This is a genomic window from Chryseobacterium daecheongense (assembly GCA_027920525.1).
GTDB classification, from domain to species: Bacteria; Bacteroidota; Bacteroidia; order Flavobacteriales; family Weeksellaceae; genus Chryseobacterium; species Chryseobacterium proteolyticum.
In genome coordinates this window covers 3,603,112-3,620,674 of the sequence record CP115858.1, presented here as the reverse complement: position 1 = coordinate 3,620,674, position 17,563 = coordinate 3,603,112, and the positions used below count along the sequence as shown (strand labels likewise).

The window sequence follows — 17,563 nt, the reverse complement described above, 5'->3', positions numbered from 1 at the left end:
AAGTACTATACATTTGCTACATAATCACTGAATTATATAATATTTAATAACGATTAAAATTTACCATTATGGCAGCAAATTCAAGAGGAATCTTAAAATTCAACGGAAGTGAAGGTCAGAAATTATTAAAACTTAACTACAGCGTATCAAGATCTACAGACGTTTCAGGACGTGTAGCTTCTGACCCTTCCAATGCAATCATCAAATTAACGATCGAGGCTACAGAAAAATCTGACATCTTAGAAAGCTTACTTAACGGAAAATATAAGCCTACAACAGGTGAAGTTACTTTCAACAAATCTCACGAAGAAGGAACATTAATTACTTTAACATGGGAGAACGGATATGTAATTCAACATGAAGTAGACTTTGATGCTGTGGATGACAACAGTATGCTGATCAGCTTCATCGTAAGTGCAGAAAAAATTCATTATGGTAACGGTATCTATGAAGGTATCTGGCCAGGTGCATAATCAATGCCTACAAACATTTATACATAAAAGATCATCCCTATGGATGATCTTTTTATCTCTCCGGGAGAATATTATACAATTAATCATTCTCTTTGGGCACTTAAAATGTTCAGTTAGTAAATAAAATATTTTATACTTGTTTTTTAATATAACGATTATAAAATAAACATTTACATCTATAAAAGTCGTAATTCTACTACAGTTTTTAAAATTTAACAAAATTAATCAACTTGAATTGGAAAACATTTCTAATTTAGTAAGTGAACACCAAAAACATAAGAATGAAAAATAAGACTACCAACGCAGATAAAATTGCTGAAAATCATATTGCAGGAGTACAGCGTGTGGTGAAGCTGGACGTAGTGATTGAAGGTAAAATTATTAACCATTTCAAACACTTCCGCTTACAGCAAAGTACAAGAAGACATCATAGCTTTGAGTTGACCTTAGCTCACGATTCTTTAGGGTCTTTGCAAAATCATGAGCTTGATCAGGCTCAGCAGTTTCTCGGAAAACGCTTAACGGTCGTTTTTAAATATAAGGATGCTGAAAATGAGAGTCCTGAACAAACTTTCGTTGGACTCATTACCAAAGTGGCCTTTAGTCAGGAAAAAATGAGTTTAGGCAATATTGTTCTGAAAGGATACAGCCCTACTATTTTAATGGATTCCGCTCCACATACACAAAGCTTTGGAGGTGATAAACCGGTGAATACTTCTATCATTGCCGATAGGATTTTAAAGGAGACCCTTAATTCAGGTAAATTTGACTATAAAGTTGATACCCAGAACAAAAGCTATATTAATTACAGCGTCCAGTACAAGGAAACCCATTACAATTACCTTGCGAGGCTTGCCGAAACCTACGGAGAGCAATTCTATTATGATGGCGAAACACTGTATTTCGGTAAACTTCCACCCAAAGATCAACCCATACGCCTTACTTACGGAAGTAATGTAAGTGATGTTTCCGTGGAACTGAGAGCGGTGCATACTAAACCGGAGTTTTTTGGATATAACAGCAGTAATCACACAAAATTATTAAGTACATCTGCAAGCATAAAGCATTTGGGACAGCTTGCTGCCAAAGCTTATGATCTTAATAATGACATCTATAAAACCCGTTCACTGAACCCATCTCCAATTAATGCCAATATGTCGTTAAATGTTGATGATTCCCAAAAAAGTGCTGCAGGAAGTGCTGCAGTAGAAGTCTTTACCGTATCAGGGACAACCTCTGTTCCTTTTTTACATCCTGGTTGTGTTGCAGATATAGAAATGAGAAAACCGGATAGCAACCAGACGACTTATTTCACCAAGCTTATGATCACTGAAGTCTCTCATGAAGTTAATACCAGAGGTATCTATACAGGATCATTTGAAGCAATAGCCGAGGGGACCGGATTTATTCCAAAACCGGAATTTATTACCCCAAGTGCAGAACCACAGATTGCCACAGTAGTTTCCAATACAGATCCGTTAAATCAGGGACGGATACAAGTACAATTTGACTGGCAGCTAAATGACACCACTCATTTTATAAGAATGATGAGCCCTGATGCCGGAGGGACAGATGTAATCACTCAAAACAGAGGGTTTGTAGCGATTCCGGAAGTTGGAGATCAGGTAATGGTTGGCTTTGAATATCATCATCCCGACTTTCCTTTCGCCATGGGTGGAATGTTTCATGGAGCTGTTGGTTTAGGAGGAGGCGTTAACAATCATATAAAATCGATACAAACGCGAAGTGGAAATAAGGTAATTTTTAATGACGCAGAAGGAAGTATCTACATAGAAGATCCGAGTGGGAATACCTACTTTATGGATGGAAAAGGAAGCATTATTGTGAATGCCCCAAAAGATATGACCTTTACTGCAGGAAACAATATAAGAATGTCCGCAGGAAATGATATTACTTCCATAGCGGGCAGCAATATATTTGCTACAGCAAATGTCAATATCGTATCGAATGCGGGAGTAAACATGGTTGATACAGCCGGAAGAGACCTTTTACAAACTGCTACAGGAAATATTCATGAGTCTTCTGATATGAGAACAGAGATTGCTGAAAATGAAAGAAATGTTCAGTCCAAAAAGAGCGACTCTTATGCTGAAAAGGTTACCGTTGTGAGTACTAAAGAAAATATGATCTTACAAAGTGAGAAAACCGTAAAATCTCAAAGCGGAGAGCAAGGAAATTCACATTAAAAACAGTGATATGGCCATTGTAAAAAAAGCTAATAATATCAATATACAGGTCAGTAATAACTATACTAATCTATGCAAAGTTTCCAATGAAGAATCGGAACATGTAATTATTGAGGCTACGAAGCAAAATCTTGAGCTCTCAAGTCAGAAACGTGCCATATTACAAGGTTTCGGAAAAGATGGAAAAGGTGATGAAGGATGCAAAGAAGGGGTAGTCCGAATAAGCCAGAAGCTCATTGGCAAGGCCAAAAGGGATCCTGGATTCAATTTTGACGGAACAAAGGCCGAAGACATGTATTTTGCCGATAAGCCGGCATCTTCCGCCTCCATACAAAATGATCCGGTTTTTAAATTAAATGATGCAACATTAGGAGCATATCTGGATCAGCTGATGAAGTCTTTATCTATTGGTGATATGGAAACTGTAGCCCTGGAAATGTCGGATCGGTTTAAAAAGGGCACAGGTGGAACTTATAAGAGTGATGTTCTGAATAAAAAAATTGCAGGCAATGATGCCTTTATCACTTATCATAATAAATTTCTAACGGATTTTAAAAAGGAGCTGAAAAAAAGTAATTATGATCCAGCTGCAATGGGAGTTATTTCGATGGGACTTTTAAATTTTTCGTCATTCTGGGATAAAGTATCAGGATTAGGGATTACAGTACATCAGGTATGGAGTGCCAAAGCAGAAATCCTGGATTATTCTTATAACAAATGTACCAAAGTATGGAGCGGAAAGCTGAAATATACGTTTTACGATCACTATGGTCTGGATTGGGATGATATCGTAAAACATGGTGGTGACATTATCCCGCAATACCATACCGGAGATTTTTTCAAAGCCTGGTATATTCTACAGCATTACAGAACGGCAAGACCTTTCATTACAGAAATGGAAAAAAGCGTAGATTTAAATGGCAATTCCGATAAGGACTAAATTTATCATGAAAAACTTAATCATTTTATTAACATTATTTGTGGCATGTATCCAAAACAAGTCGGAAGACTTTCAGTTAGTTGCTTTATCTCCCGTTACCTACGAGTTTAAAGCAGGAGAAAATAAAAATAGAATCGACTATTTTTATGTAGAAGGAAATTTTTCATACGACGTTGATGAATATGAAAAATTGAAAAAGAAAATTGATGACAAAACAGCAGGGACAGATATTAAGAACTATCAGTTATACTCTGTTTATATCTATAAAAAAACAGATGTTCTGAATCAACAGTATAAGGCTGGAAGAGAAGGATTAGACGGTCACAACCAGGATCTCATCGCTTATATCAGATATGATAAAGGAAACAGGGATATTTTTTATATAACCGAAAGAGGTAATGTGGTTTATGATGTTCTTTCAAACAAGGAAGAAGATTTTGAGTTTGAACAATAATACAAAAACTAAAAGCAACCATGGGCGCAGGTGTAGTATTTGATGAAAAGACCAACATTCCCAGAAAAGGGATTGAGGCAACGCAAGTCAAAAGTATTAAGCTGATTTCTGACCTGGATGATGGTTCTTTAAACGACGGAAGTAAAACGATCAAGGAAAAGTCAGGGCTTGTATACGGAAAGACCTATACATTCAAAGTAGAAACATATACCAACGATGCACCAAAGGATCCTAGTATGATTCGGTGGGCGGTTAGCTATACAGATACTGAAACAGGTAAATTCTACAAAAATGCTTTGGAAGGTCCCAATACTGGTGAAGAAATCAGTATAACATTTAATGATGCCAACGGATGTGGAAATAATCTGGAGATCAAAGCATATATCAACGATGTAGATAATGAAGGAAAATTAACCCTTTTCAAACACAACAGATTCCGGTTTTTTGACCGCAAAACATTAAAATCGGAAATCCAGCAAAGGATGAATACCGGAAAAGATATAGATCAGGGACAAAGCTCAATGTGTGCTATTGCACTGATCGGGCACTTTCTGGCTATCCAGAAACCCTCTGATTACGAAAAAATAATTTTAGACATGCACCGTACGGGTGAAGCTATAGTTCCGTCTACTCAATATAAAATTAAACTGGATAAGGATGAGCACCTTATCAAAGTGAAAGATTCCGATGCCAGCTATCCGAATAACAGCAATGGTGGAAAAATGTCTTATGCTGACTTTATATTTTTATTCACCATTAAGGACTATTTGAATAGTGTTTTTGATTACGATCCCGACGGTACAAGTGCAGGCGGTTTTGTAGAAGGAGGTACTGGACTCACACTTCCTCACGAAGTGGCAAGCATGATGAAGAACATTCTTTCTTACACTGATGTGAAAAATGAGACCAACCTTGTGACAAGTAAATGGGCAAGTGCAAAAAGTTCGGCAAATGAATTGTCCGGGCTTCTCACCAGTGACTATAGTATTGGCCTCCTTATTACTGCCGGTAATTTTCAGAATAACAGCAAAGGTACATTTACGATTCCTAACCACTGGGTAGGACTTAAGGGAGTTACATTAGATGAAAAAAATGAAAAAGTGATATTGACCCTGTTTACATGGGGGGATATCAGTAAGGTATGGACTGTATCTTTTGATCCTTTTGAAGACGGATATTTCGGGTATGTAGCCGGAAAATAACTCAATGATATAACTAACGAACGGATTATGATAAATAATTTTATAATAAAGAACTGGAAAACAATTTTCAATATTCAGGTAGTCATATTTGTGGCATTTGCTATCCTTACATTTATTTATTACTGGGATAAACCAGCACATACCTATTTCAACAGAAGCTTTGACACTTCAAACCTCCAGGCCGTGTTTTCTTTACTAATGACTTATCTTTTCGTCTTTTTTATAGCTATGGCTTTTATTTATCCTATCCTCTTTTTAATTCAGATATTGAGTTTACGAAAGGAAAAGGACAACAAAAAAACAATGAAGTTATTGATACTGTTTGTATTATATATTTTAAGTATTATTTCAGTTTTTGCGTTATATACCATTAACAATGCTCAGGCCATAAAAGCTCTTAATCACTAACATCAATAGGAATGTTTTTCTAACCACAATTATAAGAACGCAATGATACCTTCTAAAGCTGACATATTCCCTACATCCACTTATTTTTTACAGGATAAATGTACCGTGAAAATAGGAAGAGAGGAACATGAAGCCTTACTGTCTTATACATTATACGTGGAAACCAAAGAGGATGAAGATTATGATGTATCTATCAGCAGGACGAATCTTAAAGTAAATAATAAAAAAATAGATACGAAGTTCCTTGAAATATCAAACAGTTATATGGAAGCATTATTTCCTATTCACTGTAAAATAGAAAACTACAAACTTAGCATCCACAATATAAATCAGATAAAAAAACGCATACAAAAAACGGACTCAGAAATACGATCTGTTTATAATGGAGAAGGCACAGATCATATCCGGAATCATTTTTTCAATGCTACAGAAACTGAAGAAAAACTTATGCAATTTATCCGAGAGCTCCATTTCATGAAAGTTGCTGAAGCCAGTATGCAAAAATTCAACAATAAAAGGCAATATGACACTTCCTGGAAGATACTTCCGATCGGGACATCACAATGGAAGGGAGAAACTTTCTATGAAAAGGAAAAAAACACCCTATTCTTTGAACCTAAAATAGATAATGCCCAGGAAATTATGAATGACGTTATCAGATATATTCATCAACATGAATATGCCGTTGATTTTGAGAAAGAAAACGTCCCTCTCTATGCAGATTTTAAACATAATATCAGCTACACGGGTAAAACAGCAAGGATTGAATCAGCCGAAACCGATGTCTGTATAGAAGTAGAAGATAAATTCTATTACCAACACATTATAACCATACAAACAAAATAACGATATGGCAGCTTCCATCCCATATAAGGTTCAGAGCGGTGAGACGTTACAGGATATAGCCAAAAAATTGGGTATCAAAGACTGGACTAAGCTCAAACAATACCATGATCAAAATGCAGGAGCTGACCCAAAGGTTCCGAATGTTCCCTATCCGGGGTTTAATCTCCTGACTCCGTCAAAAGAGGAAATATATGAGATGAACGGAGAAACTCCTCCACCCGACCCTGCTGAAGAACAAAAAAATGCCGAACAAAAACAAGGGGAGGAAAAAAAGAAGGAAGAAGAGCAGAAAAAAGAAGAGAACGCTGCTAAAAGTGATCACGATGGAAAATACTTTGTCGTACATAATGCAAAATGTGTTTGTGATAAAGCTGAAAATCCAAAACAAACCGCTGACCTTCAAGTAACCACTCATAAAATAATTGTTCTTAATGACGATAGCAGTAAGCTGGCTGCTACGGAAGAGGACAAAACCTTCAATCCACCGGTAGCAACATTCGGAAAATGTACCCTTAAGCCCTCTGCCGGAGGCAACCTGCCTTGCGCTCTGGCTCCAGCACCCAAATGGAGCAAAACCTATGAAAGCACACAGGTAATGGGCAAAAATACTCTTACAGAAATATCCGAATTGCAATGTATGGTTGGGGGCAAAATAACCATAGACAAACATGGACAGACCGATTCTGTAAGTAACGCACATGCAGATAATACCAATCCCTTAGAGCTTGCCATGGTAAATCCTGCAGTAGCACAGCCTAAGAAAAAAGAGGAATATCCTGTAGTTACTTCTATAACGCTTACAAAAATAGAAAACAGAAAAGATTTTAAAGAAATCGATTCAAAAGGTAAAAAAGATATCATTTATCTTCGAAAAAATGAAGAAACTGATTTCAAAGCCAACCTGAAGAGCGGAAACAAGCAGCTTACCTCCTGGATGGTTTACAAGAATCATCAGGGTAAAAAAGAAGACAGGATTCTTCTCAAAGAACAAATCGGAACTGAGTTTTCACAGAGCTTTGCGGAAACAGGCAAATTCAGAGTAGAAGGATATGGGAAGCCTAAAAGTCCTGATTTTGAAAAAGGAAAATATGACAAATGTGACCCTTCATGCTCAATCGATATTGAAGTGGTAGAAAACACTCTGCTCGATATACAGTGTGCATCAGGAGATTTTTCGACAAGGATTGATCCTTCTAAAAACAGAAAATTCAGACGCGGTGTTCCTTCTGTCTTTAAAGCTAAATTTTTTATTCCTGATCTCACTGAAGAAGAAAAATCAAGACTTACATTATCTTTACTTGATGGAAGCGGAAATGTTGTTACGGATGCTGTTCAAGATGGAGATACATTGACGTTTACTCCTCAAAATACCCAGGCAAAATATACTATTATAGCCCGGTATATAAATGATACAGGAAACGTTATAGAAAAACAAATGTCCGGAGAAACTGAGGGTAATGCTGTAATCGGAATAAGCCATGGTGCCGAAGTAGTAAGACCGGGAACCGCAATGTCATTCAGTGTTTCGAAAATGAAATATAACTTCGGAAACAATCCTCTTTATGACCTTACTTCAGATGAGTCTTCAGAGATCAAGTGGAATTTAAACGGAATATTACAGGGCACAGGTAAAAGCATTACAATACCTGGCAATCTGCTTATGGTGCCTGGAAAATATGTTGTGGAAGCCTATAGCAAAGTTGCCAACGCTACGGGAAAACGAGCAAAAGACGAAGATGACGACTGGCGTTTCGAAGTAAAAAATAATGTGGTCACCGAAATAAAATATGATAAAAAACCAAAAGTTGGAGTCAATATTTTATTTGAAATAAGCAAAATGCTTATTAAAGACTACGATGCTTCAAAAGACGGACCTATTATCTGGAAGATCACAGGTCCGGTTACGGCAGGAGGCACAGGTGAAAAATTTTCATATAAGTTTTTAGTTCCCGGAAAATATACTATCAATTGCAGTATGGGAGGTAGAAATTGTGAAAAGCCTTTATCTTTGGATGTTATTCAGCCCAAAGTAATTGCGGATACTGCAAAATGGATGGATAATGACGGAAGCAGCGGGAATATTATAAAAGAGGCCGGCTATGGCCAGGATATATCTGCTTATGTAAGATATGAGGGATTACAAGGTGAGGAAGTAAAACTGGAAGTATACGATAATGACAGCACGGGAAGTAATATTATTTTTGAGAAGACAGGAACTTTAAATGAAACTGCTACAGCGGTTTACTGGCCTTTCACGTTAGATGACTCTATAAAACAGAAAATAGAAAGCAAGGGAGTAACTAAAAAAGGAGAATTGTTCTTTAAAATGAAATCCACAAACCCTTCGCTCATCATTCAGAATGCAGATAAGGCACTCGCCTCTTCTCTTATAGTTTCTGATGTTCCCAAAATCGTGGATGCTTATTTTTGTGATGCATCAGACACTGAGAAAAGATACAACTCCCCCATCACCACTCCGCTCTATTTTAAAATTTACGCCATCAATATGGTAGACAAAAATGTTGAGGTACATTTTATTACAAAATCAGACATATATTTCGGAATAGCATGGAGTCCTAGACAATGGAAAGACTGGAAAGACGTAAAAGAAAAATTTTCTAAAGAGACTTTTTTCAATACACAAACAGGCAAAATCAATAAAAAAGGTGAGCTTATATTAAAAGTTGATCCTGCGAAATTAGGAAAGCCTAAAAATTATTTTAAAATTTCCGCCATTATTAAGGTAACAGAAGGAGAAGGAAAAGAAGCCAAGGAAAGGGCAGTGTATCTTGATCATTCCGATATGGCTATCTTATATGCAACTGCCAGCCTTCCTAATATGGTAGAAAACAAAGCTGCGGTAAAAGTTGGAAGAGAATCCTTATCAACAGGAAAAAATGAAGACGGAGTATGTGAATGTGAAGCAAAAGTAAGAGCATTCATGAGAATGCTAAGGGTGGGTGAAGGTACACAGGATGAAGGAGGTTATTCAAGAATTGTAGGAGGAAGTACATTAAAAGATCATGGAAAAGATTTCAGTGACCACCCTAAAGTAATGGTCTGGATAGATCAAATAAATGACTATTCTTCAGCCGCCGGAGCCTACCAGATTACAAAAAAGAATTGGCAGGATAACGGTTTTGCAACATGGAGAACCAATCATGGTATCACAGATTTTTCACCTGAAAGCCAGGATAAATATTGTGTATACCTGATTAAAGAAAAGAAAAAAGCATTAGATTTAATTAAGAAAGACGATATCAAAGGAGCCATCAGTAAGTGTAGAACTGAGTGGGCAAGTTTACCGGGAGCAGGATATGGTCAAAGAGAAGAAGCACTTGATCATGTTTTGAAAAAATATGAGCAATTCTATCAGGAAGAATTAAAAGGGCCAACAAATCATTTACATCTTAAAAAAGGATTTCTCAAAGAATTTGGTGAAAAGTGTTGTGACGAAGTTAAAGCAGTGGCAGGAGATATTAATAAATACAAAATTGATGTAGATAAATACACTTGCCCTAAGGTTATGAAATGCGATACATCTAAAAAATACCAATATGATATCTATGACAATAACCAATTAGTGAAAACAATTACACTGGAGAAAAATGAGCATAACCTATTACCTTTTCCAGAGACAGGACCTAATTGGGGTAGATTCGGAACGAGAGACAGAGGAGGCGATAACTGGGTTGCGGAAGATGTATGTGCAGCATTATTAGGATTCTTTTATTCATTACCTAAAAATAATTTTTCTGAAACCTTGTATTTCAATGATATATCTGCAAATGATGGACGAAATATAGGACACTCCGGACATAATGAAGCAGGAAATGACATCGACATAAGATATCCGGGTAGTTCAAACGGTGGCCAAACTTTATGGAGTGATGCAAAAGAAGCCTATAAAACAGAAGAGAAATTTATTGAAGTTTTGGAAAATATACTCCTGGTGGGAACCAAATGGGGCTTTAATAAAAACTATGCTTATAAAAAAGATATCAAGCATACTACCGGTAAGGCGACTTCAGTTCACCAGGATCATTTCCATTTAGGATTAAGATAACAAATATGATGAAAACAAATTTTTCCCTTTATACACTCATAGCGTTTGTTTTATTATTTTTTAATAATTTTAAAAGCCAGGAGAAAAGAGCGCTAAATTATCAGAATGATGATTTAATACAAACTATTGGGATAGGTCTGGTACAATTAGTAAAAACGGATAAGGATATTGCTCTGTATACTGATAAATCCTTATCTCATATTAAAATAAAAAAAGCACAACCAGGAAAAGATATTATTCCTCTTCTTAATAAGGCAGATTATGGTATTCTTTTCTTCAGCTGTGTAGAAAAAAATGATAAGTTTTACAAGGTGGTAACATCCAAAAATAATTATGCCTATATAAAACCTTCAGAAAACTATTTATTTTATAGCTGGAAGGATTTTTTGGAGGATCAGATAACTAGTATTGAAACGAAAGATCCTAAAAAAAATCCTCCGCGTGAAGCAATTAATGGCAAAATACTAGATATAAAAAACTGGAAACCTGATGATGAAATCGAAGTACTGAAAATCCAGGGCACCTGGTTACAGGTTAAAAACATAACCAGAAATAACCAGATATTTTGGATCGAATGGCGCAGTAATGATCAATTAAAAATATACTTAAACCTTTTAATGTAAGAATGAAAACAACCCTATTAAGTATTATATTAACTTCCATTTTCTTTATAAATTGCAGTAAGCCTACCCCTGAAAAAGGACAAGGCTCAGAAAACCCTACAACAGAAAAAAAAGAAGTCAAAACATCTAAAAATGAAAATTTTGATTTTAAGGTTAGTGTTGCTGCTAAAGATGACGAAAACAGACCTGTTCAATTAAAAATTAACATCTTTAAAAATAATAAGGGTTTCCAGGAAATCATGTATACACCAGGGACGTGGCCTGTCGTTGAAGATTCTTTGAGTTTAAACAGAATTAATTATTTCTTATCCGGAGAAAAAATAAAAGAAGGAATCGAAAATTATCATGATTTTATCATTGCTGATTTTAACTTTGATCAGCTTGAAGATTTTGCCATTCTGTATGATTCCGGAGGCAATGGTGGACCTGTATACTCTTACTATTTCCAGGATAAAAATGATGGCACATTTAAAATGAATAAAGAATTTCCTTTAAACGAAGGAGCCTTTCCAAAAATTATAGATAGTAACAATAAAACTTTGACAACCATTGCGCCATTAGGTTGCTGTAAAATAAATACTACCATTTTTCAGCTAAAAGAAAACAAGTGGAATATTCTGTCTTCAAAAGAGCAGGATATGAAACGTTAATAAAATATATCCCTACTTGTGGTTTTTTTTCATAAATTTAGTTTCTAAAACAAATTTAAGATGAAACAATTTATAACCTTAATGAGTCTGGGCGCCCTATTGCTGGTAAGTTGCAATGCTCCCAAAAAAGAAGCAATAGCAACAGATAAAGCTTCTCAGGGAAAAAATGTAAAAATCGAGTTTACAGGTACAGACAATGTAATTCCCAAAAATGCAAAGCTTAAAGTTAATTTGTATGGGGTACCTGCTAATATGGCTGATGTACCGGCAACCTTGATCGCAGAGAAAGAATATTCACAGGAAAAAATTCCTTTTACCATTGAACTTCCTGTACCTAACAACCCCGAAAGTCTAATTAAACCGGAAGTAAAGAAAGGAGATCCGGTAAAGTATTACGTTACGATTAATTGGGATTCCGATGGAAACGGAGTTGAAGATAAAGGAGATATCGTTATTGATTATGATAAAAAATTTCCAACCATCGATATTAATCAAGACCATCAACAAATCTTTTTAAAAGTATCAAAATAGAAACATCATATTGTAAAAATAAAAAAGAGTGAACTTGGATAAGGTTCACTCTTTTATATTTAAAGCTATTAAGTCTTATGCATCTGCAGCAGGAACAAAAACTCTTTGAGCTAATTCCTGATCAAAAAGATATAATGCCGAAGGATTATCACAAACCATTTTGATTTTAGTAACCAATTGAGATGCGCTTGCCTCTTCCTCTACCTGCTCATTAATAAACCACTGTAAAAAAGAAGTTGTTGCAAAATCCCCCTCATCATTTGCATTCTTTACAATATTGAAAATACTTTTAGTTACTATTTTTTCGTGTTCAAGTGCTTTTTCAAAAATATCTGTTGCATTATCAAACTCATGAGGTGGTTTTGGAATTTCTCCGATAATGATTTCTCCTCCTACATCATTTAAATAATCAAACATCTTATCTGCATGCATTAATTCTTCCTTACTCTGAACCCTGAAATAATTGGCAATCCCGTCAAGATCCTTACTTGAAAACCAAGCAGACATTGAAAGGTAATATTGTGCGGCATATTGTTCGTGGGCTATTTGTTCGTTGATTAATTTTGCAATTTTTTCGCTTACCATAATAAAAGATTATATTCAAAATTACGGAATTAAAGCCCGATTTCAAAAAAATTAATGAAAATTAATGTAAAAAGGACGGAATTACTTCCGTCCTCAACACATTAAAAAAACACAATTATAAACTATCAATTTGCATTCGCAGTACCTGCAGGCATCGGCTTAACCATCATTTTTCTGTCTTTCATTTCTGCCTTTCTTTTTTCCATTTTAGCTTTTCTATCAGCCTGCCATTTATCATACTGCTCTGGAGTTAATATCTTTTTCATATCCGCATCCATTTGTGCTCTTTTGGCTTTCATTTCCTCCATCTTCGCTTGTCTCTCTCCTTTATTCTTTTCGAAATCAGCCATCATTTCCGCTTTTCTCTTAGCCTGAAGGTCTTTAATCTGAGCAACCTGATTCTGGTTTAGATTAAGATCTTTCTGCATCTGATTCAGGCGCTCCTGTTCTCTTTGTTGCATTTTTTGCTGCATTTCAGCCTTTCTTGCCTGCTGATCCTGAGGAGTTGTTTGTTGAGCCATTGCAAAGCTTCCCATTCCGATAAAAGCTATTGCTAAAATTAATTTTTTCATTTTTTATATCTTTAATTAATTGTTATACACCTTTTGGATACTCAAACAAAACAGAAGTTAAATGAAAATATTCATAAAAAATGTTAATTTAAAGTATAAAAATCATAAAATAAAAACATAACATTAAAAAAGGACAGATTATAAAAACCTGCCCTTCACACCACTTAAATATAATATATGAAAATTAATTATTTGCCAGTTTTTGTCTGAATCCGGAACCTCTGTTGTCGTTTCCATTATTTTGCTTTCTAAAACCGGAGTTTTCAGTTCTTTGTTGTCTGAATCCTTCTCCTCCTCCGTTCCTGAAACCATTATTGTTTTCTCTTCTCGGTCCATTGTCCCTTACGGCATCCTGATTTCGGTTTGTACGGAATCCACTGTTTCCGGATCTTTCTCTGTTTATATTATTATCACTTCTGAATCCGCTGTTATTTCTAACGTTGTTATCCTGATTCCTGAAACCTCCCTGACTTCTGAATCCATTGTTTCCCTGATTTCTGTTGTCATTATCTCTAAAGCCAGAATAGTTTCTAGTGGAAACAACTTTAAGAGTAGGATTATCCATTCGTCGGAATCTTGCCCTATCTACTCTATAAACATTGATGTTTATATTTCTGTAACGTGGCATCACCGCATATCTTGGAACATAATAGCTTCTTCTGTAGTTTTGAAAGTAAACAATAGGACTTGAGCCGTGATAGTAATTGTTTTGGAAAACAACGAAAACCCTTGGTCCTAAAATTCTTTGCATTGCATAAAATCTATCATAATACCATCTGTCCGGATTGTACCTGTAGAAGTTATTCCAGCTTGCAAAACTGGAGTAAAGATTATTCAGATATAAGATCTGATCAATCTGCCACCGGTTTAATCTGTTTTGAGCAAAGAATACATTCCAGTTTACATTGATGATACTGTTCCTGTAATCATTGTAGTAGCTTTGGTAATAAGCATTAGGATAATAGTCCTGAGGATAGTTGTAATAGTAATCGTCAGGGAAATAATTCTGATCGTCCTGGTTGCTGTAGTATCCGTTATTATTATCATACCCATCATCATCCCATCCGTTATGTGGATACTGCTGGCCGAACGACAAAGTCGCCAAACCCAGTGCAAATCCTAAAAGTATATTTTTCATCTCAATAGCGTTAATTGGTTAATATATAGTAGAATATCTCTATTCTATCTCTTTGATACGAATAAAAAAAAGAAGTTAAATCTTTTCATTCAACTTCTTTTAAAATATCATTAATTAATTGATAATCAATTGTTAAATCTTACTTCCGACCACTATCTTTTACCAAGTGACTGATTTTTTCATTAAATGCAGTTTTGTCCATTAAGCTTTCGAGGTTCAAATGCATGCGGTAACGCCAGTAATGAGGGAAAACAGCTGGATCATTAATTCTTTCATTATCCATTTCAGGGTTTACAAGCTCTTCATCAGTCGCTAAATATTCCTGAAGAGGAAAAACCGCCAGCATAGCATCATTGTACAAATGCTGCTTCATAATGATTTCCGCCAAATAAGGGTTAAGATCTTTTGGAGCCTTTCCATATTGTATCAGCTGATTATTAAAATATTTTTGAGTTAAATCCGGATCCTCCTTCCACCATTGCCGTAAAGTTGAGCTATCATGTGATGATGCCGTAACCACATTCATATAATTTGCAATTTTGGGATTATAGAATGGAATATCATCCGAAGGCATACGCTGGACTTTTAGAGCTATGATACCGAGCTCATCCATCACTACAGGCACACAAGCCGGAACCATTCCTAAATCTTCCCCACAGATCAACATTTTTGTTGCGTTAAGTATCATAGGTAATTTTTCCATGGCCTTTTCGTACCAAAGGTGGTCTTGCCTTCTGAAAAAATAGTCGTGATACAAATTATAGATCGAATTCTTCTCCCAATCAGACAAATAAAAATAAGAATCCGTATTGTATACATTGAATCTTGGATGATACACAGTTTTCCCATTTCTCTCTTCTGTCACAAACAAAACATTTGCGCAAAGAGAAAGAAGCTTTTCTTCCAAAAAAGAATTCTCCTTATTTTTTTTGAAATAGTCCGATAATTTCCTTTGTGTATCAAACTCTTTTTTAAATGAGTAAGTTCCATCGGCATTCTTATTTACAAACTCCAGAACCTTACTACTCTCGTCTGCAAAATACTTCCATAAAATATGGTCATTAATAAAAGGCTTACAATACCGCTCAAAATTAAAAGGAATGTTCAGAGCTTTAAATTCCTCAGCTACTATAGGAACAGCTGGATAAAAATATCCGAGTATACCCTGAGTGGCGGATATGGGCATTCTCCATATTCTGAAAAAGCCTAAAATATGATCTATTCTCATGGCATCGAAATACTGCTCCAAAGCTTTAAACCTGTTCTTCCACCATCGATAATCATCTTTCTTCATGGCTTCCCAGTTATAGGTTGGAAATTCCCAGTTTTGTCCCAGTTCAGTAAACTGGTCAGGTGGTGCCCCAGCCTGGAAATCCATTCCAAACAGTTCTGGTTCAGCCCAGGCTTCTACAGAATACCTGTAAATACCAATAGGCAGATCTCCTTTTACCGAAACACCCAAACTATGAATATGATCTATAGTTTCCTTCAGTTGCTTATGAAGTTGATACTGAACCCAGGCATGAAGCATCGAATCATCATAATCTTTACTTTTTGCAGAAAAAAATGGGGCAATTTTTCCGGCAATATATTTTTTGTGTGTTTTCCAGTTATTAAAGTTGGGCGTTTTATATTTATCCCTCAATACACAAAACGCACAATAAGGAATCAGCCAGCCTTCATTATCTTTTATAAACTTTTTGAAATTTCTGTCTTTATAAATCTTGGTCTTCTGCAAGCTAAAAACAGCTTTCAGAAATTTCCATTTGCCGGCAATTACTTTTTCATAATCAATCAATTCTAAAGCATTCAATTCTTTTTTTTCTGACTGATATTCTTCAACTAAATCATCAGGTAAAGCATAATCAAGATTTTCCAGTGAAATATATTGTGGGTGTAAAGCATAAACAGAAACAGCGGCATAAGGATAGGAATCCGTCCAGGAATAATTAGCTGTAGTGTCATTAATAGGAAGGATCTGAATAATACCAAGATCAGTCTTTTGTGCCCATTCGGCTAACTTTTTCATATCAGCAAATTCTCCTACACCAAACCCATCTTCACTCCTCAAAGAGAATACAGGAACTGCAACTCCTGCATCATGGTACATCTGATAAGCTTTAAATTTAAAATAATGGTTGGCAAGGACCTGTAAAACATCAGGCTGAAGATTAGGAACCGTAAATCTATTCTCACCAGTTTCTACGTCGACAACTTTCTGTAAACTTTTATCGTAAATACAATATTTATACTGTATAAATTCATTTTCAGGAATTTCCACTGTTGCTTCCCAAACTCCAAAGTCAGTTTGGGATAAATGAATTACCCTTTCATAATCCCAGCTACCTAAAGATTCAGTGTTCCCAAAAAGAACGACCTGCCAGTCCGGGTTATAAATAGGAGCTTCAATCCTGAATAAATGAGTATGCTTCTTGAGAACCGTAATTTTCTCCGGAATAAACTGATTAAGTTTATTATAAAGAATTTTATTGTTGAGATAGTTTTCAGGAAAGTTCTTATTATTCCACTCATCAAAGATTAAAAATTCTTTATAATTATGGGGAAAATTCAAATGATGGGATACAAACTCTTCCCTCAGGACATTCCCTCTTTCATTGATATGTTGATATTTATAAGAAATAGATTTTGAGAAATAATCCACCTCACATTTCCATAAACCGTTTTCTGTGTAGAACATTTTATGAACTTTAGATGCAGCTCCTTCTTCTTTGATCACCAACTGTAATCCTTCTCCAATTTGCGCGCTGTATCCTACATTAAAGTATAATTTCATCTCTATTTTTTTATAAAAATACACTATAATCTCGAAAAACAAAACTTATTCAAGATCAAATATTCATTAAAAAA

General features: G+C 35.4%; 15 protein-coding genes. 11 read left to right on the top strand and 4 right to left on the bottom strand.

Annotation, left to right across the window (positions count from 1 at the left end; genetic code table 11):
• Positions 1–68 precede the first annotated feature (68 nt).
• From tssD to PFY10_16040, 11 genes are all read left to right on the top strand, one after another.
• Positions 69–473 carry a type VI secretion system tube protein TssD gene (gene tssD, locus PFY10_16090; GenBank protein ID WBV55743.1) on the top strand — a complete coding sequence of 135 codons (405 nt, stop codon included), beginning with the start codon at positions 69–71 and terminating at the stop codon, positions 471–473.
• 281 nt (positions 474–754) lie between these two features.
• Entirely contained in the window at positions 755–2,680 is a 1,926-nt protein-coding gene (locus tag PFY10_16085) for a phage baseplate assembly protein V (protein ID WBV55742.1), read from the top strand.
• 10 nt (positions 2,681–2,690) lie between these two features.
• Positions 2,691–3,620, top strand: coding sequence for a DUF3289 family protein (locus PFY10_16080; protein WBV55741.1), 930 nt, complete (start codon positions 2,691–2,693; stop codon positions 3,618–3,620).
• A gap of 7 nt (positions 3,621–3,627) precedes the next feature.
• Positions 3,628–4,074: a hypothetical protein gene (locus PFY10_16075; protein WBV55740.1), complete on the top strand. Its 447-nt coding sequence runs from the start codon at positions 3,628–3,630 to the stop codon at positions 4,072–4,074.
• A gap of 20 nt (positions 4,075–4,094) precedes the next feature.
• Entirely contained in the window at positions 4,095–5,276 is a 1,182-nt protein-coding gene (locus PFY10_16070; protein WBV55739.1) for a hypothetical protein, read from the top strand.
• Positions 5,277–5,303: 27 nt separating this feature from the next.
• Positions 5,304–5,684: a hypothetical protein gene (locus PFY10_16065; protein WBV55738.1), complete on the top strand. Its 381-nt coding sequence runs from the start codon at positions 5,304–5,306 to the stop codon at positions 5,682–5,684.
• A gap of 42 nt (positions 5,685–5,726) precedes the next feature.
• The gene (locus PFY10_16060; GenBank protein WBV55737.1) at positions 5,727–6,530 is read left to right on the top strand and encodes a hypothetical protein; all 804 of its coding nucleotides are present in this window, start codon (positions 5,727–5,729) and stop codon (positions 6,528–6,530) included.
• Positions 6,531–6,534: 4 nt separating this feature from the next.
• Positions 6,535–10,596, top strand: coding sequence for a PAAR-like protein (locus PFY10_16055; protein WBV55736.1), 4,062 nt, complete (start codon positions 6,535–6,537; stop codon positions 10,594–10,596).
• Between the two features lie 5 nt (positions 10,597–10,601).
• Positions 10,602–11,219: a hypothetical protein gene (locus tag PFY10_16050; protein WBV55735.1), complete on the top strand. Its 618-nt coding sequence runs from the start codon at positions 10,602–10,604 to the stop codon at positions 11,217–11,219.
• Between the two features lie 2 nt (positions 11,220–11,221).
• On the top strand, positions 11,222–11,869 hold the full coding sequence (locus PFY10_16045) for a hypothetical protein (protein WBV55734.1): 648 nt from the start codon (positions 11,222–11,224) through the stop codon (positions 11,867–11,869).
• A gap of 60 nt (positions 11,870–11,929) precedes the next feature.
• Positions 11,930–12,400 (top strand): hypothetical protein, encoded by a 471-nt coding sequence (locus tag PFY10_16040; GenBank protein WBV55733.1) that lies wholly within the window; start codon positions 11,930–11,932, stop codon positions 12,398–12,400.
• Between the two features lie 75 nt (positions 12,401–12,475).
• Here PFY10_16040 and PFY10_16035 read toward each other — a convergent pair whose 3' ends face one another.
• From PFY10_16035 to PFY10_16020, 4 genes are all read right to left on the bottom strand, one after another.
• A complete protein-coding gene (locus tag PFY10_16035) occupies positions 12,476–12,985 on the bottom strand; it encodes a ferritin (GenBank protein WBV55732.1) in 510 nt (169 codons plus the stop codon).
• 125 nt (positions 12,986–13,110) lie between these two features.
• Positions 13,111–13,557: a hypothetical protein gene (locus PFY10_16030; GenBank protein WBV55731.1), complete on the bottom strand. Its 447-nt coding sequence runs from the start codon at positions 13,555–13,557 to the stop codon at positions 13,111–13,113.
• Between the two features lie 184 nt (positions 13,558–13,741).
• The gene (locus PFY10_16025; GenBank protein WBV55730.1) at positions 13,742–14,695 is read right to left on the bottom strand and encodes a hypothetical protein; all 954 of its coding nucleotides are present in this window, start codon (positions 14,693–14,695) and stop codon (positions 13,742–13,744) included.
• 139 nt (positions 14,696–14,834) lie between these two features.
• Positions 14,835–17,489: a 4-alpha-glucanotransferase gene (locus PFY10_16020; protein ID WBV55729.1), complete on the bottom strand. Its 2,655-nt coding sequence runs from the start codon at positions 17,487–17,489 to the stop codon at positions 14,835–14,837.
• Positions 17,490–17,563: the final 74 nt, after the last annotated feature.